Origin of the sequence: Amphritea atlantica (genome assembly GCF_024347255.1) — a bacterium.
GTDB lineage: Bacteria > Pseudomonadota > Gammaproteobacteria > Pseudomonadales > Balneatricaceae > Amphritea > Amphritea atlantica.
In genome coordinates this window covers 203,009-228,443 of sequence record NZ_AP025284.1, presented here as the reverse complement: position 1 = coordinate 228,443, position 25,435 = coordinate 203,009, and the positions used below count along the sequence as shown (strand labels likewise).

23 protein-coding genes and 1 pseudogene are annotated in these 25,435 nt (G+C 51.9%); 16 read left to right on the top strand and 8 right to left on the bottom strand.

Features of this window, described 5'->3' with window-relative positions; all coding sequences use genetic code 11:
- Nucleotides 1-13 precede the first annotated feature (13 nt).
- The gene (locus OCU43_RS01125) at nucleotides 14-280 is read right to left on the bottom strand and encodes an accessory factor UbiK family protein (protein ID WP_091354720.1); all 267 of its coding nucleotides are present in this window, start codon (nucleotides 278-280) and stop codon (nucleotides 14-16) included.
- 339 nt (nucleotides 281-619) lie between these two features.
- Between OCU43_RS01125 and glnK (OCU43_RS01120) the strand changes: the two genes are divergently transcribed.
- The 9 genes from glnK (OCU43_RS01120) (at nucleotide 620) to OCU43_RS01080 (ending at nucleotide 12,126) form a co-directional block, all read left to right on the top strand.
- Nucleotides 620-958 carry a P-II family nitrogen regulator gene (gene glnK, locus OCU43_RS01120; protein WP_091354718.1) on the top strand — a complete coding sequence of 113 codons (339 nt, stop codon included), beginning with the start codon at nucleotides 620-622 and terminating at the stop codon, nucleotides 956-958.
- A gap of 54 nt (nucleotides 959-1,012) precedes the next feature.
- On the top strand, nucleotides 1,013-2,272 hold the full coding sequence (amtB, locus tag OCU43_RS01115) for an ammonium transporter AmtB (RefSeq protein ID WP_091354715.1): 1,260 nt from the start codon (nucleotides 1,013-1,015) through the stop codon (nucleotides 2,270-2,272).
- Nucleotides 2,273-2,441: 169 nt separating this feature from the next.
- A complete protein-coding gene (glnK, locus tag OCU43_RS01110; protein WP_091354713.1) occupies nucleotides 2,442-2,780 on the top strand; it encodes a P-II family nitrogen regulator in 339 nt (112 codons plus the stop codon).
- Nucleotides 2,781-2,919: 139 nt separating this feature from the next.
- A complete protein-coding gene (locus OCU43_RS01105) occupies nucleotides 2,920-4,125 on the top strand; it encodes an aspartate aminotransferase family protein (RefSeq protein ID WP_091354710.1) in 1,206 nt (401 codons plus the stop codon).
- A gap of 9 nt (nucleotides 4,126-4,134) precedes the next feature.
- The gene (locus OCU43_RS01100) at nucleotides 4,135-5,355 is read left to right on the top strand and encodes a hydrolase (RefSeq protein ID WP_091354708.1); all 1,221 of its coding nucleotides are present in this window, start codon (nucleotides 4,135-4,137) and stop codon (nucleotides 5,353-5,355) included.
- Between the two features lie 58 nt (nucleotides 5,356-5,413).
- Entirely contained in the window at nucleotides 5,414-6,448 is a 1,035-nt protein-coding gene (astA, locus tag OCU43_RS01095) for an arginine N-succinyltransferase (protein ID WP_232846439.1), read from the top strand.
- Nucleotides 6,449-6,452: 4 nt separating this feature from the next.
- Entirely contained in the window at nucleotides 6,453-7,925 is a 1,473-nt protein-coding gene (gene astD / locus OCU43_RS01090; RefSeq protein WP_091354705.1) for a succinylglutamate-semialdehyde dehydrogenase, read from the top strand.
- Nucleotides 7,926-7,943: 18 nt separating this feature from the next.
- Nucleotides 7,944-9,350, top strand: a complete 1,407-nt coding sequence (locus OCU43_RS01085; protein WP_091354703.1) for an N-succinylarginine dihydrolase — start codon at nucleotides 7,944-7,946, stop codon at nucleotides 9,348-9,350.
- A gap of 40 nt (nucleotides 9,351-9,390) precedes the next feature.
- Nucleotides 9,391-12,126: a bifunctional diguanylate cyclase/phosphodiesterase gene (locus tag OCU43_RS01080; RefSeq protein WP_245756501.1), complete on the top strand. Its 2,736-nt coding sequence runs from the start codon at nucleotides 9,391-9,393 to the stop codon at nucleotides 12,124-12,126.
- A gap of 7 nt (nucleotides 12,127-12,133) precedes the next feature.
- On the opposite strand, the gene OCU43_RS01075 is transcribed toward OCU43_RS01080, so the two are convergent.
- Both OCU43_RS01075 and OCU43_RS01070 read right to left on the bottom strand, forming a co-directional pair.
- Nucleotides 12,134-13,438, bottom strand: coding sequence for a sensor histidine kinase (locus OCU43_RS01075; protein ID WP_091354700.1), 1,305 nt, complete (start codon nucleotides 13,436-13,438; stop codon nucleotides 12,134-12,136).
- Nucleotides 13,439-13,473: 35 nt separating this feature from the next.
- Entirely contained in the window at nucleotides 13,474-14,175 is a 702-nt protein-coding gene (locus OCU43_RS01070) for a response regulator transcription factor (protein ID WP_091354699.1), read from the bottom strand.
- A 162-nt stretch (nucleotides 14,176-14,337) separates the two neighbouring features.
- Between OCU43_RS01070 and OCU43_RS01065 the strand changes: the two genes are divergently transcribed.
- On the top strand, nucleotides 14,338-14,817 hold the full coding sequence (locus tag OCU43_RS01065) for a Spy/CpxP family protein refolding chaperone (RefSeq protein ID WP_091354697.1): 480 nt from the start codon (nucleotides 14,338-14,340) through the stop codon (nucleotides 14,815-14,817).
- 178 nt (nucleotides 14,818-14,995) lie between these two features.
- Here the strand turns inward: OCU43_RS01065 and OCU43_RS01060 are convergent, their stop codons facing one another.
- On the bottom strand, nucleotides 14,996-15,628 hold the full coding sequence (locus OCU43_RS01060; protein WP_091354695.1) for a DUF2799 domain-containing protein: 633 nt from the start codon (nucleotides 15,626-15,628) through the stop codon (nucleotides 14,996-14,998).
- Between the two features lie 109 nt (nucleotides 15,629-15,737).
- Nucleotides 15,738-16,079 (bottom strand): 4a-hydroxytetrahydrobiopterin dehydratase, encoded by a 342-nt coding sequence (locus tag OCU43_RS01055; RefSeq protein ID WP_091355248.1) that lies wholly within the window; start codon nucleotides 16,077-16,079, stop codon nucleotides 15,738-15,740.
- A 149-nt stretch (nucleotides 16,080-16,228) separates the two neighbouring features.
- Between OCU43_RS01055 and OCU43_RS01050 the strand changes: the two genes are divergently transcribed.
- The 4 genes from OCU43_RS01050 to OCU43_RS01035 all read left to right on the top strand — a co-directional run bounded on the left by OCU43_RS01050 (nucleotide 16,229) and on the right by OCU43_RS01035 (nucleotide 21,210).
- A complete protein-coding gene (locus OCU43_RS01050; protein ID WP_091354692.1) occupies nucleotides 16,229-16,480 on the top strand; it encodes an FmdB family zinc ribbon protein in 252 nt (83 codons plus the stop codon).
- 1 nt (nucleotide 16,481) lies between these two features.
- Nucleotides 16,482-16,916: a cytochrome b562 gene (locus OCU43_RS01045; RefSeq protein ID WP_091354690.1), complete on the top strand. Its 435-nt coding sequence runs from the start codon at nucleotides 16,482-16,484 to the stop codon at nucleotides 16,914-16,916.
- A gap of 107 nt (nucleotides 16,917-17,023) precedes the next feature.
- A complete protein-coding gene (locus OCU43_RS01040; RefSeq protein WP_091354686.1) occupies nucleotides 17,024-18,106 on the top strand; it encodes an efflux RND transporter periplasmic adaptor subunit in 1,083 nt (360 codons plus the stop codon).
- Entirely contained in the window at nucleotides 18,103-21,210 is a 3,108-nt protein-coding gene (locus tag OCU43_RS01035; RefSeq protein ID WP_217647394.1) for an efflux RND transporter permease subunit, read from the top strand. Before OCU43_RS01040 ends, OCU43_RS01035 begins: the two co-directional genes overlap by 4 nt.
- 899 nt (nucleotides 21,211-22,109) lie before the next feature.
- On the opposite strand, the gene OCU43_RS01030 is transcribed toward OCU43_RS01035, so the two are convergent.
- Together OCU43_RS01030 and OCU43_RS01025 are read right to left on the bottom strand one after the other, a co-directional pair.
- On the bottom strand, nucleotides 22,110-22,733 hold the full coding sequence (locus OCU43_RS01030; RefSeq protein ID WP_139203135.1) for an SEL1-like repeat protein: 624 nt from the start codon (nucleotides 22,731-22,733) through the stop codon (nucleotides 22,110-22,112).
- Between the two features lie 798 nt (nucleotides 22,734-23,531).
- A complete protein-coding gene (locus OCU43_RS01025; protein ID WP_091354677.1) occupies nucleotides 23,532-24,242 on the bottom strand; it encodes a transposase in 711 nt (236 codons plus the stop codon).
- A gap of 103 nt (nucleotides 24,243-24,345) precedes the next feature.
- Between OCU43_RS01025 and OCU43_RS01020 the strand changes: the two are divergent.
- A pseudogene (locus OCU43_RS01020) lies at nucleotides 24,346-24,525 on the top strand (IS3 family transposase); the annotation flags it as partial.
- A gap of 136 nt (nucleotides 24,526-24,661) precedes the next feature.
- A complete protein-coding gene (locus tag OCU43_RS01015) occupies nucleotides 24,662-25,021 on the top strand; it encodes a hypothetical protein (protein WP_091354673.1) in 360 nt (119 codons plus the stop codon).
- Nucleotides 25,022-25,227: 206 nt separating this feature from the next.
- On the opposite strand, the gene OCU43_RS01010 is transcribed toward OCU43_RS01015, so the two are convergent.
- Nucleotides 25,228-25,401, bottom strand: a complete 174-nt coding sequence (locus OCU43_RS01010; RefSeq protein ID WP_175483441.1) for a hypothetical protein — start codon at nucleotides 25,399-25,401, stop codon at nucleotides 25,228-25,230.
- Between the last annotated feature and the right edge of the window lie 34 nt (nucleotides 25,402-25,435).

The window sequence follows — 25,435 nt, the reverse complement described above, 5'->3', positions numbered from 1 at the left end:
CCTTGGTCTGTGACTAGGGTTTATTGACGGTCTGACCGACCTTTTTCTCAAGCTGTTCAAGCTCTGACTGTAACTGCTCCAGTTTAGCGCGGCTACGGGCCAAAACAGCACTCTGAGCATCAAACTCCTCCCGGGTGACCAGATCCATCCGCCTGAACGCGCTCAGCAATAGGGCATTAATCTGTTGCCGAATCTCAGATTCTGCCGAACCGGGCCGGGTCTGATCAAATAACTGGCCGATCTGCTCGCTGATCCCTTCCAGTATTTTGTGATTAATCATATCTCATATTTCCAAATAATATCGGTTGTTCAACTCTGTTAAGACTATACCAATAACCGGCCAATATCCCGACCCGGATGTTGCGGCATACCGATGCATACCTATCGGCGCACCAAAAAAGTGCCTGCACAACAATTGTGCACCAGCGACTCATCAAGAAAGCGCGCAAAAACCTCCAAAGTCTATAGCAAAACACCCCTAAATCCTTATAAGCCACTGTTTTTAAATGATAAATAACTTTATGGCATGTGCAATGCTTAGTATGGATCAACCGTTTATCGCTACGCTGATAACCAGCGTAGCTCTTTAAAACAGTTTTACTAGTGGAGATCAGATCCCATGAAACTTATCTCAGCAATTATTAAACCATTCAAACTGGATGATGTGCGCGAAGCACTTTCCGAAATCGGTGTACAGGGTATCACTGTCACCGAGGTGAAAGGCTTTGGTCGTCAAAAGGGCCACACCGAACTCTACCGCGGCGCAGAATATGTTGTCGATTTTCTGCCCAAGGTAAAGGTTGACGCTGCTGTGGAGGACAGCATCGTCGATCAGGTAGTTGAGGCGATCAGCAAAACGGCTCAGACCGGCAAGATCGGCGACGGTAAAATTTTCGTGATGCCTCTTGAAGAGGTTATCCGGATCCGTACCGGCGAAACCGGCAATACCGCACTGTAAAAACTGACTTACAACCTAAAAAACAACTCTAAGCGTTTGCTTCAGGGGGAAGTGATGGAAAATCAAATTTTTGAATTACAATATGCGATGGACACCTTTTATTTTCTGGTGTGCGGTGCATTAGTTATGTGGATGGCGGCGGGTTTCGCCATGCTGGAAGCAGGTCTGGTACGTTCTAAGAACACCACCGAGATCCTGACTAAAAACGTTGCCCTGTTCTCGATTGCCTGCGTCATGTATATGGTGTGCGGTTATCACATTATGTATGACGGCGACCTGTTCCTGAGCACTATCGGTGTGATTGATGTTGATCAGGTGCTGGCGGACTCTGCTGAAGCGGGCTTCGATGGCGACTCGGTTTACTCCGGCGCATCTGACTTCTTCTTCCAGGTCGTATTTGTTGCTACCGCCATGTCTATCGTTTCCGGTGCGGTTGCCGAGCGGATGAAGCTGTGGGCTTTCCTGGCCTTCGCGGTGGTGATGACTGGTGTTATCTACCCAATGGAAGGTGCATGGACCTGGAACGGTGCTGACGTATTCGGCATGTACAACCTGGGCGACCTGGGTTTCTCTGACTTTGCCGGTTCTGGTATCGTGCACATGGCGGGTGCTGCTGCAGCACTGGCAGGTGTTCTGCTGCTGGGTGCCCGTAAAGGCAAATACACTGCTAACGGTGTTAACGCTATCCCGGGTGCTAACCTGCCCCTGGCCACGCTGGGTACCTTTATCCTGTGGATGGGCTGGTTCGGTTTCAACGGTGGTTCCGTGCTGAAGCTGGGCGATATCGCCAACGCACACTCTGTTGCGATGGTATTCCTCAACACTAACACTGCGGCAGCCGGTGGTTCTATCGCGGCGCTGATCACTGCCCGCATGCTGTTTGGCAAAGCCGACCTGACCATGCTGCTGAACGGTGCACTGGCCGGTCTGGTAGCAATCACAGCTGAACCATCTACACCAACTGCACTGCAGGCAACCCTGTTCGGTGCCATCGGTGGTGTACTGGTAGTCTTCGCCATCATCACTCTGGACAAGCTGCGTATCGATGATCCTGTCGGTGCGATCTCTGTTCACGGTGTCTGTGGTCTGCTGGGTCTGCTGCTGGTACCAGTTACCAACGGCGATGTAAGCTTCAGTGGCCAGTTGATCGGTGCAGTAACCATCTTTGCATGGGTCTTCGTCACCAGCCTGGTCGTCTGGGCCATCCTCAAAGCTGTTATCGGTATCCGTGTCAGCGAAGAGGAAGAGTACGAAGGTGTGGATCTTGCTGAATGCGGTATGGAAGCTTACCCTGAGTTCACTTCAGGTAAGTAATTTTACCCGCAGGATATAACATATCCATAAAAGGGGAGCCTTGGCTCCCCTTCTGACGTTTTATTAACTTATTGATTCTGGTTATACTAGGCCTAATATTGATCTACCACCGTCTGAGGCCTGCAGGCATCTCCTGTCAGAAAAACAGATCCAAGCGAGGATAGTAATGATGAAACTGGTAAGTGCGGTCATAAAACCGTTCAAACTGGATGACGTACGTGAAGCTCTGTCAGAAATTGGCATTCAGGGCGTTACCGTTACCGAAGTTAAAGGTTTTGGCCGTCAGAAAGGTCATACCGAGCTTTACCGCGGCGCAGAATACGTTGTAGATTTTCTGCCTAAAGTGAAAATTGAAGCGGCTATCTCTGATGATTTAGTGGATCAGGTAATCGAGGCGATCGCCTCAACAGCAAATACTGGCAAGATTGGCGACGGCAAGATATTTGTCACGCCACTTGAGCAGGCGATCCGCATCCGTACCGGTGAAACAGGCACTGACGCGCTATAAGCCACTGAATAATTTATCGATTAAAGGCACCCGATGGGTGCTTTTTTTTTGCCCAAACGGTTGAAATAGTACTGCTCTATCTGTTTCAGCGTCTAAACTTAGGGGAAACGTTTCTTCAGTAAAAAGGATTCTCCAGAGTATGATCAACCGTACGATGTTTGATGAAGTGATGGTTCCCAACTATGCTCCGAGCCAGATAATCCCGGTTCGGGGAGCGGGTTCACGGGTGTGGGATCAGTCAGGTAAAGAGTATATCGACTTCGCCGGCGGTATTGCCGTGAATGCGTTGGGACACTGTCACCCCGAGTTGGTAAAAACCCTTCAGGAACAGGGACAGACATTATGGCACCTGAGTAATGTCTGGACCAACGAACCGGCACTGAAGCTGGCCAAACAGCTGTGCGATGCAACCTTTGCCCAACGGGTACTGTTCGCCAATTCAGGCGCAGAAGCAAACGAAGCAGCGCTGAAACTCGCCCGTCTCTACGCCAAAAAACATTACAGCAGCGAAAAAACCGAAATCATCGCTTTTAAAAACAGCTTTCACGGGCGCACCCTGTTTACCGTCACGGCCGGAGGACAACCTAAATACACCGAAGGGTTTGAACCGCTACCCGGTGATATTACCCATCTGCCCTTTAATGATCTGGCGGCAGTGGAGTATCAGATCTCCAACAAAACCTGCGCCGTTATTGTCGAACCCATTCAGGGAGAAGGAGGCATTATTGCCGCTGAACCGGTGTTCCTGGAAGGTTTACGAGCCCTCTGCACGCAACATAATGCCCTGCTGATTTTTGATGAGGTCCAGACCGGTATGGGGCGTACCGGAAAACTGTTTGCTTATCAGGGTTATCAGGTAACCCCGGATATTCTTACCACAGCAAAAGCGCTGGGGTGCGGGTTTCCTATCGGCGCCATGCTAACCTCTCACGATATCGCCGCAAGTTTCTCTGTGGGCACCCATGGAAGCACCTATGGAGGCAATCCACTGGCCTGTGCAGTGGCCTCCAGAGCCCTGGAGCTGATCAACGATCCGACGCTGCTTGCCGGGGTTACGCAACGCCAGCAGATGTTTATCAGCGGACTCAAGCAACTCAACCAGAAGATCGGTCTGTTTCGCGATATCCGCGTCGAGGGGTTACTGATCGGCTGTGAACTGAAGGAGGCCTGGCAGGGAAAAGCACGTGACCTGCTGACTCAGGCGCAGGAACAGGGAGTGCTGGTGCTGACCGCCGGTCCCGATGTACTGCGGCTTGCCCCCTCGCTGGTCATCCCCTATCCGGAGATGAAAAAAGGGCTGCAACAACTCGCTCAGGCGATGCTGGCCATCAAGATGGGCTTTTAGGCGAAGATCATGGATGCCCTGCTGAGTTCAATCACCGAACGCCAGACCCCCTTAACCGAAACCCTGGTTAAACTGGCGCAGATTAATTCCGGCACCCTCAACAGGGCCGGCGTGAATCAGGTTGGTGAACTGCTGAGCAAGATGTTTTGTGCACGGCTCAACTGCCATCATCAGCAGCACGCCGTAGCAGCCTCTACTCAGCTTCGCGCCGATGGCTCTGCCGAAGAACACCGACTGGGAGATCTGCATATCCTGAGCAAACGCCCGGACGCTCCGTTACAAGTGTTGCTCACAGGACATCTGGATACAGTATTCCCGGCTGATTCAGAGTTTCAGCGGTGTCAGTGGCTGGATGACCAAACGCTGCAGGGGCCCGGTGTCAGTGATATGAAAGGCGGGCTGCTGGTTATGCTGGAAGCCCTGAGCGCCTTTGAACAGTCGCCCCTGACACAACAGCTGGGCTGGACCGTTATACTGAATCCTGACGAGGAGATCGGCTCCCCCGGTTCCGCCGCTATCCTGGCACAACAGGCGCAACAGCATGACCTGGGCTTGATCTATGAACCGGCACTGCCCAACGGGCAACTGGCGGGTGAGCGCAAAGGCAGCGGCAATTTTACCGCTCTTTTCACCGGCGTAGCGGCTCATGCCGGCCGGGAACACCATCTCGGCCGCAATGCGATCTGTGCCATGGCCGAATTTATTACTGCGGTCGATCAGCTGAATGGCCAGCGTGACGGTGTCACTCTCAATATCGGCGTGGCAGATGGCGGTGAGACCACCAATCAGGTGCCCGATCAGGCCCGTTGTCGCTTCAACATTCGCACCCGCATCAGCGCAGATGAACAATGGTGCCAACAACAGTTGCAGATTATCCAACAACAGATCAACAGCAAGGAGGGGATATCACTGACTCTACACGGCAGTTTTGGTCGCCCGCCAAAACAGCTGGACCAGGCCCACCTGGCACTGTTCCAACTGGTGACAGAGTGCTCCGGGCTACTGGGTGTACCCCTCGCATGGGAGTCAACCGGCGGTTGCTGTGACGGTAACAATCTATCCGCAGCCGGGCTGCCCAATGTTGATACCCTGGGGGTACAGGGCGGCCATATTCACAGCCATAGTGAGTTTATCCGGCTGCCCAGCCTGGTTGAACGGGCGCAGCTCAGTGCAATGATCCTGTTGCGGCTGGCAGAACAACCCGACACCTGGCGCAGAAACAGAATGTAACCGGTGTCAGCGGTTTGACGGCTTGCTCCAGTTTTCAGGTAAACCGAGGAGATTAGGGATGAACGATATCAACATAATTCGCCCAATCAGATCATCCGATCTGGATCGACTCTGTGAACTGGCCCGGGACAGCGGTCCGGGCTTTACCTCCCTTCCCTGTAACCGGGAACTGCTTGAAGCAAAGATCGCCGCTTCTGAAGTCGCCTTTAGTCAGGTCAAAGCAGATCCACTGGGTGCCAGTTACCTGTTTGTTCTGGAAGCGTCACCGGACAACAAAGTGGTTGGCGTCTGTGGCATCGAGTCCGCCGTTGGTCTGCGGGAACCGTTCTACCACTACCGTCTGGGAACGGTTGTGCATGCCTCCAGGGAACTGGGAGTCCACAATAGCTTTCAGACCCTCTATCTCTGCAACGACTATACTGGCTGCACTGAGGTTTGCACGCTCTATCTGACCCCGGAATACCGACAGGGTCATAACGGGGGCTTACTATCCCGCTGCCGCTTTCTGTTTCTGGCGCAATTCAAAGAGCGTTTTCCCGGCAAAATCATTGCAGAGATGCGCGGTGTCAGCGATACCGAGGGACTCTCTCCCTTCTGGAACGGGCTGGGACGGCACTTCTTCAGTATGGAGTTTTCTGAAGCGGACTATCTCACCGGTCTGGGCAATAAGGTGTTTATCGCCGAGCTGATGCCTAAGCACTCGATCTATATTCACCTGCTGCCAGAAACGGCCAGACAGGTGATCGGTGAGGTCCATGAACAAACCGTACCTGCACGGAAACTACTGGAAAGCGAAGGTTTCCGCTATGAGGAATATATCGATATTTTTGATGCCGGCCCCACCCTTGCCTGCGAACTTAAAGATATCCGGGCGGTCAGAAAAAGCCGCTATGTGGAAGTGCATATAGGCCCCTGTCAGCAGCATACACAGCCCTTTCTGATCAGTAATACCTCATTGCAAAACTTCCGTTGCACCGTGGTTGAGATCGCCCCGTCCGAAGGCAGAATAACCCTCACTGCAGAGCTGGCGCACCTGCTGCAGGTGAGCGAGGGTGACAAAGTACGGGTAGTGCCCTTAAAGAGCAGGAGCTAAAGCCATGAAAGCACACGCATCTCTGTTTATAAACGGTCACTGGCTGCAGGGTAAAGGCGCAAGCTTTAATTCACTGAACCCGGGATCAGCCGAGCGAATTTGGGAGGGGCATAGCGCCACACCAGAGCAGGTCAATCAGGCCGTTGAAGTGGCCCGTAACGCCACCACACGCTGGAGTGACATGACTCTGGAGCAACGCCAAAGCTATATCATCCGCTTTACCGAGTTGCTGAAAGAGTATGCTGAGCTGCTGGCGGATACCATCGGTCAGGAAACCGGCAAGCCCCTGTGGGAAAGCCGCACCGAGATCACCGCGATGATCGGTAAAGCCGACATCTCTATCCGGGCCCATAAAGAGCGCTGCCCGACCCGAATCGAGCACACCCCTCAGGGAGATCTGGTGCTGCGGCATAAACCCCACGGTGTAGTCGCAATATTCGGCCCCTACAACTTCCCTATGCATCTGCCCAATGGCCATATTGTGCCAGCGCTGCTGGCGGGTAACACCGTGGTCTTCAAACCCAGCGAGTTAACCCCCCGCTGCGCCGAACTGATGTTACATCTGTGGCAAAAAGCAGAGCTACCGGACGGCGTGCTGAACCTGGTTCAGGGCGATAGTGACACCGGTAAAGCACTCGCCTCAAACCCGGGTATCGATGGGCTATTTTTTACCGGTAGTGCGGTGACCGGTCAGTTGCTTCACCGCCAGTTTGGCGGGCAACCCGAAAAAATTCTGGCACTGGAGATGGGCGGTAATAACCCCCTGCTGATCACCCCGGTACAGCACCTCAAGGCCGCCCTGCATGACACCATCATATCGGCCTTTATCAGTGCCGGACAGCGCTGCACCTGTGCCCGTCGGCTGCTATTACCAGCCTCCAGCTGGGGTGACCACTATCTGGACCAGTTGGTTGATCTGTGCAGTAAATTTCGCACCGGCGCTTACAACGAGAAACCACAGCCGTTTATGGGCACCCTGATCAACAAGCAGGCCGCAGACTCTATCCTTGCAGCGCAACAGATGTTGAGTGAGGCGGGCGCCACGGTCCATCTTGAAGCACAGCGACAAAACAGCGCCGGAACCCTGTTATCGCCGGCTATCATCGATATCACCGCTGCAGAGGAACTGCCCGACCAGGAGTATTTCGGGCCGCTGTTGCAGGTTATCCGCTATCGCAACTTTGAATCCGCGATCGCCATCGCTAACCAGACACAATACGGCCTTTCTGCCGGGCTGTTCAGCGATGACCGCGAACAATATGAGCAGTTTCAACGCCAGATCCGCGCGGGTATCGTCAACTGGAACCGTCCGCTGACCGGCGCCAGCAGCGCGATGCCTTTTGGCGGTTGTGGTATCAGTGGCAACCATCGCCCGTCAGCCTATTACGCTGCCGATTATTGCGCCTATCCGGTCGCATCCATCGAAAGCAATTCACCCTGTCTGCCGGAAAAACTCAGCCCCGGGCTGAAACTGTAGCAGAGGAACGGAGGGTCTATGCACTATCAGGAAGTTAACTTCGATGGACTGATCGGCCCAAGTCATAACTATGCCGGCCTGTCTCCCGGCAATATCGCCTCTGATCAGCATCGTGGCAGGGTCGCCTCGCCACGACAGGCAGCGCTGCAGGGACTGGAAAAGATGTGGCGTCTGGTACAACTGGGGCAGGTGCAGGGGGTTTTACCGCCGGCACCCCGCCCCGCTGTTGAGACATTGCAGCGTCTGGGATTCAGCGGCTCCACCCCGGAGATCATCGGACAGGCCTATAAGAAAGCTCCCCACCTGCTAGCCGCGTGTTACTCCGCATCCACCATGTGGGCCGCTAATGCAGCAACCGTGTCGGCCAGCAGAGATTGCCCCGACGGCAGAGTCCATTTCACCCCGGCCAATCTGATCACCACTCTCCACCGGACCATAGAAACCGACTATAGCGCCGCCATGCTAAAGCGGATATTCAATAACCCGGACCATTTCTGCCACCATCCGCCCCTGCCATGCCAGGCGGATTATGCCGATGAGGGAGCGGCTAACCATACACGGCTCTGTCCCTCCCATGACCAGCCGGGACTCAGTCTGCTGGTCTATGGTCGTGGCAATGACCATCAGTTGCCGAAGATCTACCCTGCCCGACAAACCCACGCAGCCTGCGAAGCACTGGTGCGACAACATCAACTATCCTCCGATCATGTTGTCATTGCGCAACAAAACCCAGACGCCATTGATCAGGGAGTCTTTCATCATGACGTTATCGGTGTCGGTCACCGCAATTTTCTGATGTTGCATGCAGAGGCTTTTGTTAACCAGCGGCAGGTATTACAACAACTGCAGCAACAGTGGCAGCAGTCCACCCATTCCCGGGATGAGCCACTGATTATTACCGAAATCAGTCCGCAGCTGCTCAGTGTCAAAGAAGCGGTCTCAAGCTATCTGTTTAACAGCCAGCTGATCAGCTTATCAACACAGGCCCGGCCCGATCAGCTCTCTGAATATTCTATCCGGGCACCCCATAACACTGACGAACAGTCGATGTTGTTACTGGCTCCCAGCAACTGCCTCGCCTCCAGCGAAGCACAGCACGCCATCGATTGGTTAATGGCAGGGGATAACCCGGTATCAGCGGTGGAGTATATCGATCTGACCCAGAGCATGAATAATGGTGGCGGCCCCGCCTGTCTGCGTCTCAGGGTACCGCTGAGTCGGGCCGAGCAAAATGCGGTGCATCCGGGCATCATACTTGATTACACCCTCTACAATCGGCTGAAAAACTGGATCAACAAACACTACCGGGAGCAGTTAAACGCTGAAGACCTGGCCGACCCATGCCTGCCGGTTGAGATTCAGGCAGCCCTGGATGAGCTCACCGAGATATTAGTACTTCCGGGGTTATACCCGTTTCAGGTATAAGAACCTGAATGACTATTGCAAAAGCACCTATAATCCACCCATGACATTTAAAATCAGTAAAAGGGTATACATTGCAATCCTGGCCTATCTTGTCGGGGTGCTGATGTATGTTGGCTGGGATTACAACAGCGAACGGTCACAACTGTACAGACAGATTGATCAGAAACTGATCACCAGCGCCCTGGCAGCGCCGCTGTTTCTACCGGAAAACTTCCATCATCGCGACATGAAGCCCGGCGATATCAGCGCTGAAGCAGACCTGCACAATACCGTTAAGTTATCTGACTACACCCGCCACAGCGATATCATCTATATCTATACCCTGATCCTGAGGGACAAGAAAGTCTATTTTACCAGCGCCAGCGTCACCGATGAGGAGATGAAGGCAGGTGAAGAACTGTATTACTATTTTCTCCCCTATACCGATGCCGATCCCCGGCTGCAGCAACTGAGCCATAGCCAGGAGAAACTATTCCTTGAGATCAAGGATCACTGGGGACACTTTCGCAGCGTGTTTATCCCCCAAACCGCCCCCGATGGCACCCCCTATATCGCCGCTGCGGATATTGAAATCAGCCATATACAGACGCTACTGCAGCAACAGTTTCTGAAAAAAAGCGCCTTTGCGTCCCTGTTTCTTCTGTTACTCTTTCCACTGATGCTGGTCTTCTCTGCAGACCAGCGTCGTTGGGCTAAAAACCTTGAAATCAGCGTTCGTGAGCGCACCCGACAACTACATGCCAGTGAAAAGCGTCTGACCTCCATTATTGAGCACTCACCCGTGGGGATTTTTCACTATGACCAGAATGCCGTTATCACCATGATCAACCACCGCTTTGCCGATATCGTCGGCTCGTCAGATGCAGTGCTGGTTGGCTTCAACATGCTGGAAAAGCTAACCGATGAGAAGCTGCTAGCCGCCCTGCGCGATGCACTACAGGGAGATATCGGACGTTTCGAAGGCCCCTATATCTCGGTTTCAGGTCAGCGGAAGATGTATCTGATTGCCGAGTTTGTGCCCCTGCGGGACGCCCAGGGCCAGATCAATGGCGGGGTGGGTGTATTCAACGATGCCACAGAGCAACAAACCACCACCAACACGCTGAAAAAGCTATCAATGGCGGTGGAACAGAGCCCTAACGTCGTTGTAATCACCGATGTCAGTGGCCAGATAGAGTATGTTAACCCCCGTTTCACCGATATTACCGGATATTATCCGGAAGAGGTGATCGGCAAAAACCCCCGGCTGCTGAACTCAGGAGAAACGGCCGCAGAGATCTACAGCGACCTGTGGAAAACCCTGATGTCCGGACAGGAATGGCGCGGCGTGTTTCACAACAAAAAGAAAAACGGAGAGTACTACTGGGCTGAGGAGGTCATCTCACCGATCACCAACGATCTTGGCGAGATCACCCATTTTATCGCGCTACAGGAAGATATCACCGAGGTTCGCAGAATATCAGATGAGATTAATTTCCAGACTACCCACGACCCGCTCACCGGACTGTTAAACCGTCGCCAGTTCGAAAACGAACTGACCCGCATCGTAGAGCACGCCGATAAACATCACTCCCACCATGTGCTCTGCTTTATCGATATTGACCAGTTCAAGATCATCAATGACAGTTGCGGTCATCTGGCCGGGGATGACCTGTTGCGACAGGTCAGCAACCTGATCCGCGATAAGCTTCGCAGCCGCGACACCCTGGCACGTCCCGGCAGCGATGAGTTTCTGCTGTTGCTGGAAAATGCCAGCCTGGCACAGGGCGAGCGGGTATTACAGATGATAATGAACGATCTGAAACAGTTCCGCTTCCAGTGGGAAGATCACACATTCTCTGTTGAGATCAGTGCCGGTCTAACGGTGATCGATCAGCATACCTCCAGTGCAGTCAGTGCGCTGCAGGATGTCGATACGGCCTGTTCCACAGCCAAGGATGCGGGCCGCAACCGGATCCATATCTACAATGAGAACGATGAGCAGCAGCTGATTCGCAAAGGGTATATACAGTGGGCCAGTGAGATCCACCGCGCGCTGGACAACAATAGTTTCCGGCTCTACGTTCAGCCCGTCGTACCTCTGCAGAAACAGCACAAAACAGCCTATGAAGTGCTGATCCGGTTGCAGTCTGAGTCCGGCGATCTGGTTGCCCCCGGGGCGTTCCTGCCAGCGGCCGAACGCTACAACATTGCGCCTCAGATCGACCGCTGGGTGATTCACAACACTCTGCAGTGGATAGCAAAAAATGTTGAGCAACTGGATCATATCGATAGTCTGGCGATCAACCTGTCGGGCCAGTCATTGGGAGATGACGCCCTGCTGGGATACATTATCCGCAGTATAGAGCAGAGCGCGGTGCCGGCACGGATGATCAAGTTTGAGATCACAGAAACTGCGGCAATCGCCAACCTCAAAGATGCCCAGATATTTATCCGTTCGCTGAAAAGCCTCGGTTGTCGCTTTGCCCTGGATGATTTCGGCAGTGGACTTTCGTCATTTGCTTATCTGAAAAACCTGCCGGTAGATCTGCTCAAGATCGATGGAATGTTCGTGCGGGACATCATCTCCGATCCGATAGACGAAGCGATGGTGCGCTCAATCAATGAGGTCGGCCATATCATGGGGATGGAAACCATCGCTGAGTTCGTAGAAACCGACGAGATTATGGAGCGTCTCAGACAACTTGGCGTCGATTATGCGCAGGGTTACGCAATAAGCCGCCCGGTGCCTATCGATACCATTTTGAGCACTACTCCTGAAACTGCCCTGCTATAAACCCGGCTCAGATGCGGGGAAACACCAGTAAAAGCTCAAGTCCTTCTCCTGGCTGGCTTTGAGCTGAAAGCGTTCCTCCCAGCAGTTGCACCGCCCGCTGAGCAATACTTAAACCCAGCCCATAACCGTTCTGCTGACCGGTAAAGCGAACAAAAGGTTTAAACATTTTATCCAGCTGCTCCGGAGTAAGACCGGGCCCCCGGTCTTTAACCCGGATCAGAACGTTGCCCGCCGTCTGTTCCGCCGAAATAACAATCCCGGTGTCTGCCGGGGTGTGTTTCACCGCATTCCCCAGAATATTACTCAGTGCCCGTTCCAGCAGCGCAGGGTTGCCCCGGATACGGTAATTGACCGGAGCCCATTCAAGCGGGTGATCCGGGGCGCTGAAGCGAAAATCCTCGACCAGAGTATCGATCACCCGGGTCAGCTCAAAGCTCTGATCGGAAACCTCCATCTGCTCCAGTCGGGACAAACTGAGAATTTCATCAATCAGCCGGTTGATCCGCTCGCACTCCTGATTAATCCGCTCGATAAAATGCTGATCGGCCTCAGACATCTTTTGCCCGGCCAGCCCGGCGGCCATCTGTAACCGCGCCAGAGGGGCACGCAATTCATGGGATACATCCTGCAGCAGATGGGTATTGGATTGCAGTGTCTGTTCGACATACTCTGCCATGCGGTTAAATTCGCGACTCAGCTCGCCGATCTCATCTCCCCGCCGACTCAGATCATCATCGGTCCGGGCACTCAGATCACCATTATAGAGATCGCGGGTGTACTGGCGTAAACGGTTCACCGGACGTACTACCATCAAACTGATCAGCAGGGCCGCAATGCCGGCAACGACCATTAACAACACCACCTGAACCGAGAGAAAGAAGCCGAACAGCTTGGCCGCCAGATCTGGACGTATGCGGGTCTCGGCCACCACCTGGTACTCCCGCCCGGTATCTGACAGAACATTGAACACTAATGGGTTACGATATTCTCTGATATTGTCATGACCAAAGATAACCAGACCAGTTTTAACTTCTGTAATCTGCACCCGGGTAGGGAAAAAACGCGGTTCTTTATGATCATCATCGTGATAACGGCGCCACTCTTTCGGGGATGGCAAACGCCCATCGCGTTCATAACGGTCAATCAGCAACTCCGCCTGCCCCAGCACCCGGGCGCTGAATACATCACGGTCACGTCGCTGTTCTGAAAGGTGACCAATCACAAATGCAGTCAGCGCGATCACCAGAAAACTGGTCAGCCAGACGGTGACAAATATTTTCAGAAAAAGCCGTTTATACCAGCGAATCGCCATCAGTTCTGTCGCCCTCGTCGCGTGTCGCGATGCCGTTACTCATTGACCAGCATATAGCCAGCCCCACGAACCGTTTTAATCAGTTCTCTGTCCGGCAGCACCGCCGCCAGTTTTTGCCGCACCCGGCTGACATGGACATCGATCGCCCGGTCATAAGCGGTCAGTTTACGATGCAGAACCTTCTCGGTGAGCTCATCTTTGCTGACAATCGTTCCCGCGGCCCGCATCAGTTCTGCCAGTACATTAAATTCGGCACTGGTGAGTTCCAGTTCGCTTCCAGACACCTGCATCTGGCGCTTGCCGCAATCCAGCTCTATGCCATGTATCGCCAGCTTATCGGTACTCTCCTCTGCGGCCGGTTGCTGTCCACTGCGGCGCAACACTGCGCGGATACGGGCAACCAGCTCACGGGGATTACAGGGTTTACCCAGATAATCATCCGCGCCCATCTCCAGGCCAATGATCCTGTCGATATCCTCTCCCCGTCCGGTCAGCATAATCACCGGGGTTTTGATGCGGGGACGGACCTGCTGTAACAGTTCAAGGCCACTCTGCCCCGGCATCATAATGTCAAATATCAGCAGATCATAGCTGCCGTCCTCCAGCAGTAATGGCAGCGCCTGCTCAACACTATGAGCAAAGCTGACATCAAACCCTTCAGACTGAAGGTATTCCCCTATCAGCTCACAGAGTTCCTGGTCGTCATCAACCAGCAGCAGTTTAACGTTGTCGCTCATACATCGTTCCTTATTCAGATAGTGCCAGAGTAATCAAGCCCGGGGGGAATTTCATCTGCCTGTCATCCCCTTTACCAAACTTTACACCGCCTTTACCCAACTTAGCAGGGGGCAGAGTCATACTGCAGCCATCAAAACAAGCAATGCTTCAGGAGAACAACCATGCGTAAACAACTTGTTATCGGCATTACCGCCGCAGTTATTGGTGCCGGCGCGCTGAGCGCAGGCCTGGCATCCGCTAAAGACGGCTGGGACCGCTGCGGTGATCGCCAGGAAGGGCACCATGGCAAATATGAGCAGATGGAGGGCAAACATGCCGCCAGGCGAATGGATATGATGGCGGACAAGCTCTCCCTGAGCGATGAACAAAAAACGCAGATGCAGGAACTTTTTCAAAACCAGCAGGGTCAGATGAAAGACCAGCGGGGCGCAATGCGAGAGATGCACTCGGCACTGAGAGATCTGGATGTCAATGCATCTGACTATGACCAGCAGGTTGCTGCACTGGTGAGCAAGGCTCAGGAGCAAACCGCTCAGATGATACAGATGCGTGCACAGCAAAAAAAAGCGCTGTTTGCCATTCTGACCCCGGAACAGCAACAGAAATTTATGGAGATGCGACCAGCAAAAAATCGTTCGTAATCATGTAAGTGCAACCGGTCCCGCTGAATCAGGCTCCAGCGGGGCCATTGTTAATGGTTTAACCCTCATATATGACTCTCATCATATATTCACCGTCGCCTTTAAACGGGCCACTCGCCCTGCGTTAAGCAGGGCTTTTTTTTTGGCTGTAAAACACTCAATCTAACGGCTAAAGAGCTTACAACTGCTTTCGCAGATCAGCTTCCAGATCCTGCAGATAGCGGGTCTCCATCCGCACCGCTTGCTGCTGTTGTTTAATCTGTAGATTACGTAAACGGATCTCATGTTCCAGTTCATCAATCTCAGATAGCAGAAACGCCCGTGTATCAGAAGAGATACCCTCCATAATCAGCTGTTCACGCTTATCATCACGCTCACGCAGATCGGCACGCTGTTCTGAGATCAGAATACTCAGCTCATGCCTTGCACTTTCTAACCGGGCGACCTGCTGATGCGCTTTCGTTCCAAGCTCAAACCCCCGGGCAAATTCCTGTTGTTGCTCAGCATGACAAACCGTACCGGGTGCTTTGCCGGCGCGGGCTTGCCGGTAACCATTGGCGGCGGTGCAATAACGCCGGACACCCCGGTCATAGCCCTGCAGATACTGATCCATCCGGGGCACGACACCATACTCACTACAGGCATCCCGATGCTGTTCCAGGCGGCTGGCCTCGCGACCCGCTACACCATCATTAAAGCCGATCAGTTGCCAGTCTGCTGACAGACAGCTTTCCCGGTCCAGTGTGGCACAGCCGGTCATGGCCAGCACTAAAGCCAGCCCCGGCATCAACCTGTGATATCGCATACTCATATCTGTGTGTCCTGGGTTGCGCACGGATCTGTGCGCCTGTAAATGTGTCAGCCTGCAGTTTGACAGCGTTAACCTGAACTACAGCAAAACAGAATAACCACTCTGTATATCAGCTCTGCAGATCATCGGTTTTGGCCGCACAGATAAAATCGTTGATCGACAATCCGCCGATCGCATGGGTGCTGAAACGCACCACACAGCGATTATATCCCACCTCCAGGTCAGGATGATGATCTTCCTGATGGGCAATCCAGGCCAGCGCATTCACAAACGCCATGGTGTGGTAAAAATCTTTAAAGAGGAACTTTTTGCAAATTTCCGTGCCTACTTCATTGCACGACCAGCCGGACGCCAGGCGCTTCAGCTGCTGCTCAGCGGCCTGAGGTGTCAGCGCAGGGGTCGTGCTGTCACAGGGTACACAACGACGCTGTTTTAGTAAGTCATCAGCCATCACGGTCTCCGAAAATGATATCTGAGCCACAGTATAGTCTGCTATTGGCCCAGTATTGCCCGACCGGCAGATTGATTAACCAGAACGCTGAATCCATGCTAAAGTGCCTCCCCCGAACAGGACTCGCCTGCAGAGTTTAGGAGATCACTATGCCAACCTATGATTATCGTTGTGAAACCACCGGTGAGGTGTTTGAAGTACGCCATCCAATGGCCATTGATATATCCACCTGGCAAGACCTCTGTGACATCGGCGGCTTTGAGGCGGGCACAACCCCCGCTGACGCGCCGGTCACCAAACTGCTGACCACTGGTGGCGTGATCAGCAATAAAACCCTAAAAAACCCGGAGGCCCCTCCCTGTATGAGTGGTGGAGGTTGTCCCGGACGTTGTGGAATCTGATATGTTTTTTAAAAGTTTAGGCAAACTCTCACTGATACCTTTTTTTATGGCACTGTTTCTGGGCCTGTCACTTTCCACCAGCGCGTCGGCGGGGCCCCTGAAGCCCACCATGAAAGAGATGCGACTGCACTATAAGCAGGCGATCGACACCCGGGACCCCGCAGTTTTCAACGACAAGATCACACAGTTTCTGACCGAACTGCAAACCGCCCGTGACTTCAAGTTTTCCCCGGAGCGCAAACAGCTTTCCCTGGAAGGTCTGGACAAGGTTAATACGCTGGTCCGCGGGCTGCCAACAGCTACCGATGCCAACCTTACTCAACTGCAATCGCAACTTAAAGAGGTCGATCAGTTACGGGTGGAATATCACAAGAAAGTTAAGCCAGGGGTTTTTGAGTTATTGCTCGATACTGTGAAACAGTATCTGGGGCTCTGATAACGCAACAATTTGTTTATATCCCCCGGAAATCGCTGTCCGTCATGAATCAAGCTGTGGTATAGATACAGTTATTCATAGTTTCATTGAGACGGCGATTTCTGCTCATGTTCTGCAAACCTTATATCCTTTTATTCGGCGCGATCCTGATACTGGCGGGTTGCGATCAGCCGCCATCCGCTAAAGCCCGCATACCAAAACCCCATCTGGTGGAGGTGCTGTCAGTCCAGCCAGTGGATATCGAGCTTGAGCGGGTGCGTACCGGCACCCTTGAAGCGTTCCAGACCATCAATATCTATAATCAGGAAGAGGGGATCGTTAAACAGATCCTGCCCCGTGAAGGCGATACGGTAAAGCGTGACGATCTGCTGATCACCCTTGATGATCAACTGCTCAGTGCCCAACTACAGCGGGCCCGGGCAGTACGTCAGCAGGCAGAAAAGGAGCTGCAGAGAATCAGCGGGCTGATCAAGCGCAATCTTACCGCACGTTCAGAGCTGACCCAGAAAGAGACTGATCTGGCAGTCGCCAAAGCCGACGAACAGGTGATCGCCACCCGTCTCGGATATACCCGCATAAAATCACCGATTGATGGTGTGGTAACCGCCCGTCATACCGAACCGGGAAACCTGGCAGAAAAATCCTCGCTGCTGCTCACCTTAGCGGATCTGAGCAGTTTGCGGCTTAAAGTAGATGTGTCTGAGCTGTTGCTGAATCAGCTGATCCCCGATATGCCGGTGGATATTGAGATCGATGCGTTGCGCAGCGCCAACCGGAGCAACAGCTTCGAGGTCTCCGGAAAAGTCAGCCGCATCTACCCCACCATCGACCCAACAACCCGCAGCGGCACCCTTGAAATCAGTCTCAATCCAGCGCCACAGGGTGCCCGGCCGGGGCAATTTGCCCGGGTAAAATTCCAGATCGCCCGGCAGCAGGTGTTGCTGCTGCCGTTTGCCAGTCTTCGCCAGTCTGACAGCGGCAGCTATGTGTATATCATCGATAGCGATAACAACGTTCAGATCCGGCCGCTGCAAACCGGCCTGAAAGCGGGTGAACAGATTGAGGTACTGGCCGGACTTCAACCCGGAGAGCGGGTGATCACCCGCGGGTTCACCAACCTTAAAGCGGGGATGCAGGTGATCGTGGTTGACCGGGGGACTGATAACCAGAACGGGACCTCAGCACCGTGAAACAAAGATCCATGCGCCACTCCAGAGGGCTTGCGAACTGGTCTATTCATCACCCGGTCGGGGTGGTGATGATCGCACTGGCGGTGATTGTGCTGGGAGCTTTCGCGCTTAACCGACTGGCGGTTGATCTGCTGCCCCATATTATCTACCCGGAGATCCGCGTCAGAGTGGTCGACATGGGGGTGCCGCCTTCAGTGATGGAGGATCGTGTCACCCGCAAACTGGAAGAGCAGCTGGCCATCACTGAAGATGCAATCCACGTACAGTCCACCACCACTCAGGGCAGAACCAGTGTCGACCTGGCGTTTGAGTATGGCAAAGATATCGATGTCGCCCTGCGGGACGCCAGCACTCGCCTGGACCGGGCCCGGCGCACACTGCCGGATTCAATCGATTCACCGGTCATCTACAAGCTAGACCCGGCGCAGATCCCAGTGATGGAGTTTGTTATCAGTTCACCGATTCGCGACAGCGCTACACTGCGACAGTGGTCGGATGATGTTATCGCAAAATGGCTGATTAACCTGCCCGGCGTCGCCGCCGCAGAGGTCGGCGGCGGTGTGGTTCGTGAGGTCCATGTGATCCCCGATCAGCAACGGATGGCCGCTTATGATATCAGTTACAAAACCCTGATCGCGGCGGTCAAAGAGGGCAACGGTGATCAGGCGGCGGGGCGGATCACCATGCCCGGTAATGAAATTAACAGCCGCATCAGTGGCCGACTGATAACCTTAGACCAGTTACGCCAGTTACCCGTCGCCCGAAGAGGCGATGCCACACTGACCCTGGCGGATCTCGCTGAGGTCAGACTCAGCACCGAAGATGAACGAATACTGATCCGCGCCGATGGTGTCCAGGGCATCAAACTATCGATTCAGAAACAGCCCACCGCCAACACCACCTATGTCGCCGATCAGGTCAAACAGCGGCTGGAATGGTTAGCACAACAAAAAATCATTCCCGACGATATTAGCGTGACGCAGGTGGCGGATCAGTCTATCTACGTTAAGCAGGCCCTTAATAACGCCGCCACGGCTGCCATCAGTGGTGCTCTGCTGGCGATGGCGGTGGTATACCTGTTCCTCGGTAATCTGCGCCATACCCTGATTATCGGCAGTGCCATCCCGATTGCGATCATGTTTACCTGTGTCTTGATGGGACTCGGCGGTCTGACCCTCAATATTATGACACTGGGAGGGCTGGCGTTGGGGATCGGTATGCTGGTGGATAACACCATTGTGATGCTGGAAAACATCAACCGCCATCAGCAAAATCATGAGCATCCGCTGGCGGCCGCAAATAACGCGGCCACCGAGGTCAACAGTGCCATTATCGCCTCCACCTCCACCAACCTCTGCGCGGTGCTGCCCTTCCTGTTTATCGGCGGTCTCACGGGGCTGCTGTTTCAGGAGCTGATTATCACCATCTCGGCGGCGATCTTTGCGTCTATGGTGATCGCGCTAACGCTGGTGCCAGCCCTTGCCGCGGCCACCAAAAGAGTCACCAACGGGGGTGGAGTACGTCACCTGACCGACCGTTTTTTACAGTTATTACGGCGCAGTTATACCGCGGTTCTCAGCAAACTGCTGCATTATCGCCTGCTCACCCTGCTCTGTTTTATCGCCGCTCTGGTAGTCAGCGCACCGGTATTTGTCAGTGGCAAACAGATCTTCCTGCCGCCACTGGATGATGGCCGGATAACCGTCAGAGTTACGGCAGACACCGGCATCTCCCTGACCGAGATGAACAGCCGGGTTGAACAGTTGGAAGCACTGTTCGCCAGTCAGCCGGAAACAGACACCGTCTTTACCCTGGTGGGCGGGTCCGTATTCGGACGTTCGCAACGGGAGCAATCCAACCGTTCTACCGTCATCGTGCAACTGAAATCGGTCGCCGAGCGGGATCTGTCCAGCAATCAGTGGATCGAACGGCTGCAAAAACAGATCGCCAAACTACAGTTGGCAGGGTTCACGGTACGCATGACTCAGCGTGGCATCCGGGGCATCCGCACCAACAGCGGCAGCGACGATATCAGCCTGCGATTACAGGGGCCGGATAATAAAACCCTGACCCTTCTGGCCGAACAGCTGACAACAGAGCTGAAGACACTGCCACAACTGCGCAACCTGAGCCATTCGGCAGAAGATCAGCTCAATGAACTGTCGATCACCCTGGACCGGGTGCGCGCCAGTCAGTTGGGCATCGAGCTGGCAGACCTGATAGAGGCAACCCAGATCGCCCTGCAGGGTAAAGTGATCAGCGAATATATTACCGATGACCACGCTTACGATATCCGCCTGAGGCTGGCGGAGCAGCACTTCAACACCCCGGAATCGATGGAGACACTGCTGCTGTTTCCCGGCACCGGGGCCTCACCCCCGGTACATCTTTCCGACGTTGCCAGCCTGGAGCTGATAGAAACTCCTGCCAGTATCCAGCGCGATAATCAGATGCGTATCGTCGAGATATCCGCCTCACTGGCACCGGATATCACCCTGGGAGAAGCCCTGAGCGCCATCAATCAGGTACGGGATAACTTTATTATGCCTTCGGGCTATACCGCGTATGACGGGGGATCTGAAAAGATTCTGCAAGAACAGAGCAAGCTCACCAGCCTGTTACTCGGCCTGGCGCTGTTTCTGGTATTTGTGGTGATGGCGATTCAGTATGAATCCCTGCGCAACCCGCTGATCATCATGTTTGGCGTACCCTTTGCCGCCATCGGCGTTGCCGCAGGGATCTGGCTGCTGGCCCTGCCACTGTCGATGCCGGTGTGGCTGGGGATGATCATGCTCACCGGGATTGTAGTCAACAACGCCATCCTGCTGATCGAATATGTCGAGCTGGCCAGGGATCAGGGCAATAACATCACCGACGCGATTCTGGAAGCAGCCAGACTGCGTCTGCGACCCATCATCATGACCACCCTCAGCACCGTCGCCGGCATGCTGCCACTGGCCCTGGGCTGGGGCGACGGCGCTGAGATGCTGCAACCCCTGGCGATCACGGTGATCTGGGGGCTGAGTTTCTCCATGCTGGTCAGCCTGGTGCTGATCCCGGTGATCTACCATCTGGTGAATGAGCGGGGTTCAGTGCGGCGTTGAGACACCAGACAGCACAAATGCACCTGCCACCGATATTGAAAAGGCTCAAAATAGATCAGAAAGAATGGCTCAGCAACGCGACGCAATTTGAAATGCTCTATCCCAAAAGAATCGCCCGCAAGCGGTTATCTGCTCAAGCCGCCGGAGCATTTTAAACGCTTGGCCCAGGGGCTATCTGTCATCAGTTTATAACAGCTGAGGCGGAGAACTGGCTGAAAAACACGGTCGTCAGGGTCGTGTAGCCATCCGAACAGGTTTCTGGCTATCCCATCTCAGAAATAAAATTAAAACCCATATTCAACATGAATGGAAAGCGTGTTTTTTAAAGGTGCCTGTCCATAGCGCACGTAGTAACGGCCCAGAGCCTGCATCAAGCAGCTAACCCTGTTTTCGTTTTCAGGTTGAGTACATGATTGGTCATAGAGATACTCCTTTGACGACATTGTCGCTAATTAAAAGTATCCGTTAAACTGGGGGAGCTTCACTCTGACCCCTTGATCGCAAAATGGGTCTAGCGAAAATCAACAACTCTGACCCCTTGATCGGTCAGGGTCGTGTAGCCATCCGAACAGGTTTCTGGCTATCCCATCTCAGAAATAAAATTAAAACCCATATTCAACATGAATGGAAAGCGTGTTTTTTAAAGGTGCCTGTCCATAGCGCACGTAGTAACGGCCCAGAGCCTGCATCAAGCAGCTAACCCTGTTTTCGTTTTCAGGTTGAGTACATGATTGGTCATAGAGATACTCCTTTGACGACATTGTCGCTAATTAAAAGTATCCGTTAAACTGGGGGAGCTTCACTCTGACCCCTTGATCGCAAAATGGGTCTAGCGAAAATCAACAACTCTGACCCCTTGATCGATCGGGGATACCACAGGCTCTGACCCTATTTATCCCCTATTTCTCTGAACCTATTCGTTCATCTATAAATCCCAGCCCCTTGAGCTCTGCTATAACTCTATTGTAACCAATCTTATTAGAATCAAGGTTTTCACCTCGCTTAATCCAATCAGAAACATCACCAACATCTTGATTAAATAATTTATTTTCTACGGCATAGGCTATAAGATAAGCAGATATATAGTCCCCTTCTTTATAAGAGTTATTTAAGTAATACAAAGCCCACTCAGGTGCCGAACTATAAAGCCTGCTACCATCGTCCAAGAAGTAAAGTCCAAGATATCTGGATGCTTTCAGCTTATTTTCTCTCAATGACATTTTTAAAAGCAATGGCCCAGCCGAGTGCCTTTTTTTTGAAAGAAAGGTCCAATGTACCCCCAAATAAAGCGCAGCCTGGGTATCACCTAGCATTATTGCTTTCTGCCACATCTCTACAGCTTGCTCTGGATCTCTTTGTCCGAACGCACCTTTATATAAGCAATCCCCATAGATATAATAACTTCTTGCTTCTTCATGCTTTATTGATTTCTTAGACAACTCGCATATATCAATACTGTTACTTTCATCACTCAATACAACAGAAGAAAACAAAATACTGACAAAAAATATTATACGTTTCATAGTTTCTATTTCACTATATCTGGGTCGGACCATTGTGGATTCATACCTCTACACTGATTATTCATCATACATGCAGTCGGGTCGATCAAGGGGTCGGTCTGAGCTTCCCCCAAAATAACGGACTGATTTATTGAGAGACATGTTTCCTCTCATATTCTACCGGACTGATATAGCCCAGTCACCTAAAGCAGAGCTTCCTGAAGCAATTGCCCCCGACCAGAATCCAGCACTGAAACTCCCCCCTTGCGCCACGCTGGATAAACCACCAACCACGCCATGTACTACTATGCTGGCTCTTATGTTGATAATATGCTGCAAGAATTAGTTGAACCATTTAAACAATAGGTATGAATTTGAAATTCTGGGTGGTTTTTTGTGTAATTTCTTTAGTATTGGATGTTAGTCTCTTTATGATTAAGCCACTAGATAGCTTATATGAGAATATCATTATATCTAATTTTGGGGCATGGTTGATCTTATCATATGTTTCTAAAAGGGAAATGGTGTTAGTTTTCAAAGTGATTAAATATGACTCAAACAATGACGGAGAAAGGTTTATTGGTTTGGTTATTGGTGTGATTTTATTATTTGGCGGATTACTAATTCCCGGATAAAGGGGTCAGATTTATTGTGCGCCGAGCTATGCTAAGCTCAGGTGCAGGGGAAGTTAGACGATAAGGATATTGGTTAATGGAAACTGCGCAATAAATACAGGGACAGGCTCCTTTAAAAAGACATAAAAAAACACGCTTTCCATTCATATTGAATATAGGTTTTAATTTTATTTCGATCAAGGGGTCAGAGTCGTTGATCTTGATAGGCCTTAGACCTCCTATCACCACCATGCAAGCCCACTTGAACTCGCCGTCCTAACTGCTGTTCAATTTCTACCTTAAAGCGCTCACCGCCCAATATGCACGCTTTATTTGTAGCATTACGTATACTTTCTAACGTATGTACAGGGATAAAGCCCGAGAACAATGCGGTATAAGCTGTTTGACGTTCTGCAGGAGTACTTCCCAGCGCCAGGTAAATATCGTGCGGTGTAAACAAAGCTATTTCTTTGCCTAGTGCAGTCGCGTGGTAACTGGACCAGAGATAATCGGCGGGAAAATCAACCATCCCCGCTCGTACTGGATTCAACTCGATATAGCGACTGACGATTAAAAAATAGTTTTCACTATCGACCAGAGATGATTTAAAACGCCCCTCCCATAAAGTGCCTGAACGCCGATAACTCTGGTTGATATAGCGCACGTAGTAACGGCCCAAAGCCTGCATCAAGCAGCTAACCCCTTCTTTAGTTTTCGGGGTGAGTAACAGATGTACATGATTGGTCATTAGAACATAGGCATGCACAAGAACTTGATACTGTTCTGCATAATGCTTTAAACGATCCAGATAAACCGCATAATCCTCTTCTGCAAAGAAGCATGCCTGTCGATTATTTCCACGTTGAGTCACATGCTGAGGAATTCCGGGCAACGCCGCCCTGGGTAATCGGGCCATCCCTGACCTCCAGAAAATAAGAATTGAGGTATATCAGTCTAGTACAGAAAGGGGTGAGCGAAAACCAACAACTTTGACCCCTTGATCGCAGACCCCTTGATCGGAGAGCTTCTTTGGTACATTGAAAACAGAATGGGTTGATCACGAAGATTACCGGACCAAAGCAGTCGCCAAGCAAAGTATTTTTGAGTACATTGAAGTCTTTTACAATCGACAGCGCAGGCATTCGTATCTGGGCTATATCAGTCCGGTAGAATATGAGAGGAAACATGTCTCTCAATAAATCAGTCCGTTATTTTGGGGGAAGCTCACATTACTATTGGGCCAGTAACAAATCATTTCATCCCGAAAATTAGAACTACAGGAAATTATATGAAAGCAGAGGATGCTATTGATAGGTTCCAGGAGGGGCTATTAGGATGGTAGTTATAAGATTATTTGTATTATTTTTTATAATGCAGTCAGCTATTGCTCATTCAGACGAAGATTTGTTCGGCATTATCGGCGTTGGTTATAAATCATGCGACGATTATATATATGCCTTGGAAAATAACAGGAATCAAAGCTTAATATATCGTTCTTGGGTCGCTGGATATATTACTGGATTTGGTCATTTAATAACAAAAAATAATTCATTTATTGAGTATTTTGATAAGGAAATATTTTTTAAAAACATGGAAGCTGCCTGTAGGACGGACGTTAATAAGACTATATACGAGGTAGTTCCTGAGCTAATGATCCCTATTTTTAAGACTTGGAAGAGAGATCAAAATGGATAGATAAATGAGGGCAGGGACTGCGGTATCCCCACGAATTTTCAATAAGTAGTTCAAAAGACAGGGGCAAGCACCTCTAAAAAGACACTTCCCATTCATTTTGAATTTGAGTTTTAGTTTTATTTCTGAGATGGGATAGCCAGAAACCTGTTCGGATGGCTACACGACCCTGACGACCGTGTTTTTCAGCCAGTTCTCCGCCTCAGCTGTTATAAACTGATGACCGATACCCCCTGAGCCGAGCGTTTAAAATGCTCCGGCGGCTTGAACTGCTCGCCGCTTGTGGCGAATTTTTTGGGATAGAGTATTTCAAATTGCGTCACGTTGCTGAGCCATTCTTTCTGATCTATTTTGAGCCTTTTCAATATCGGTGGCAGGTGCATAACAATTGCTTTTAAGAATGCCTGTCCCTGTTTA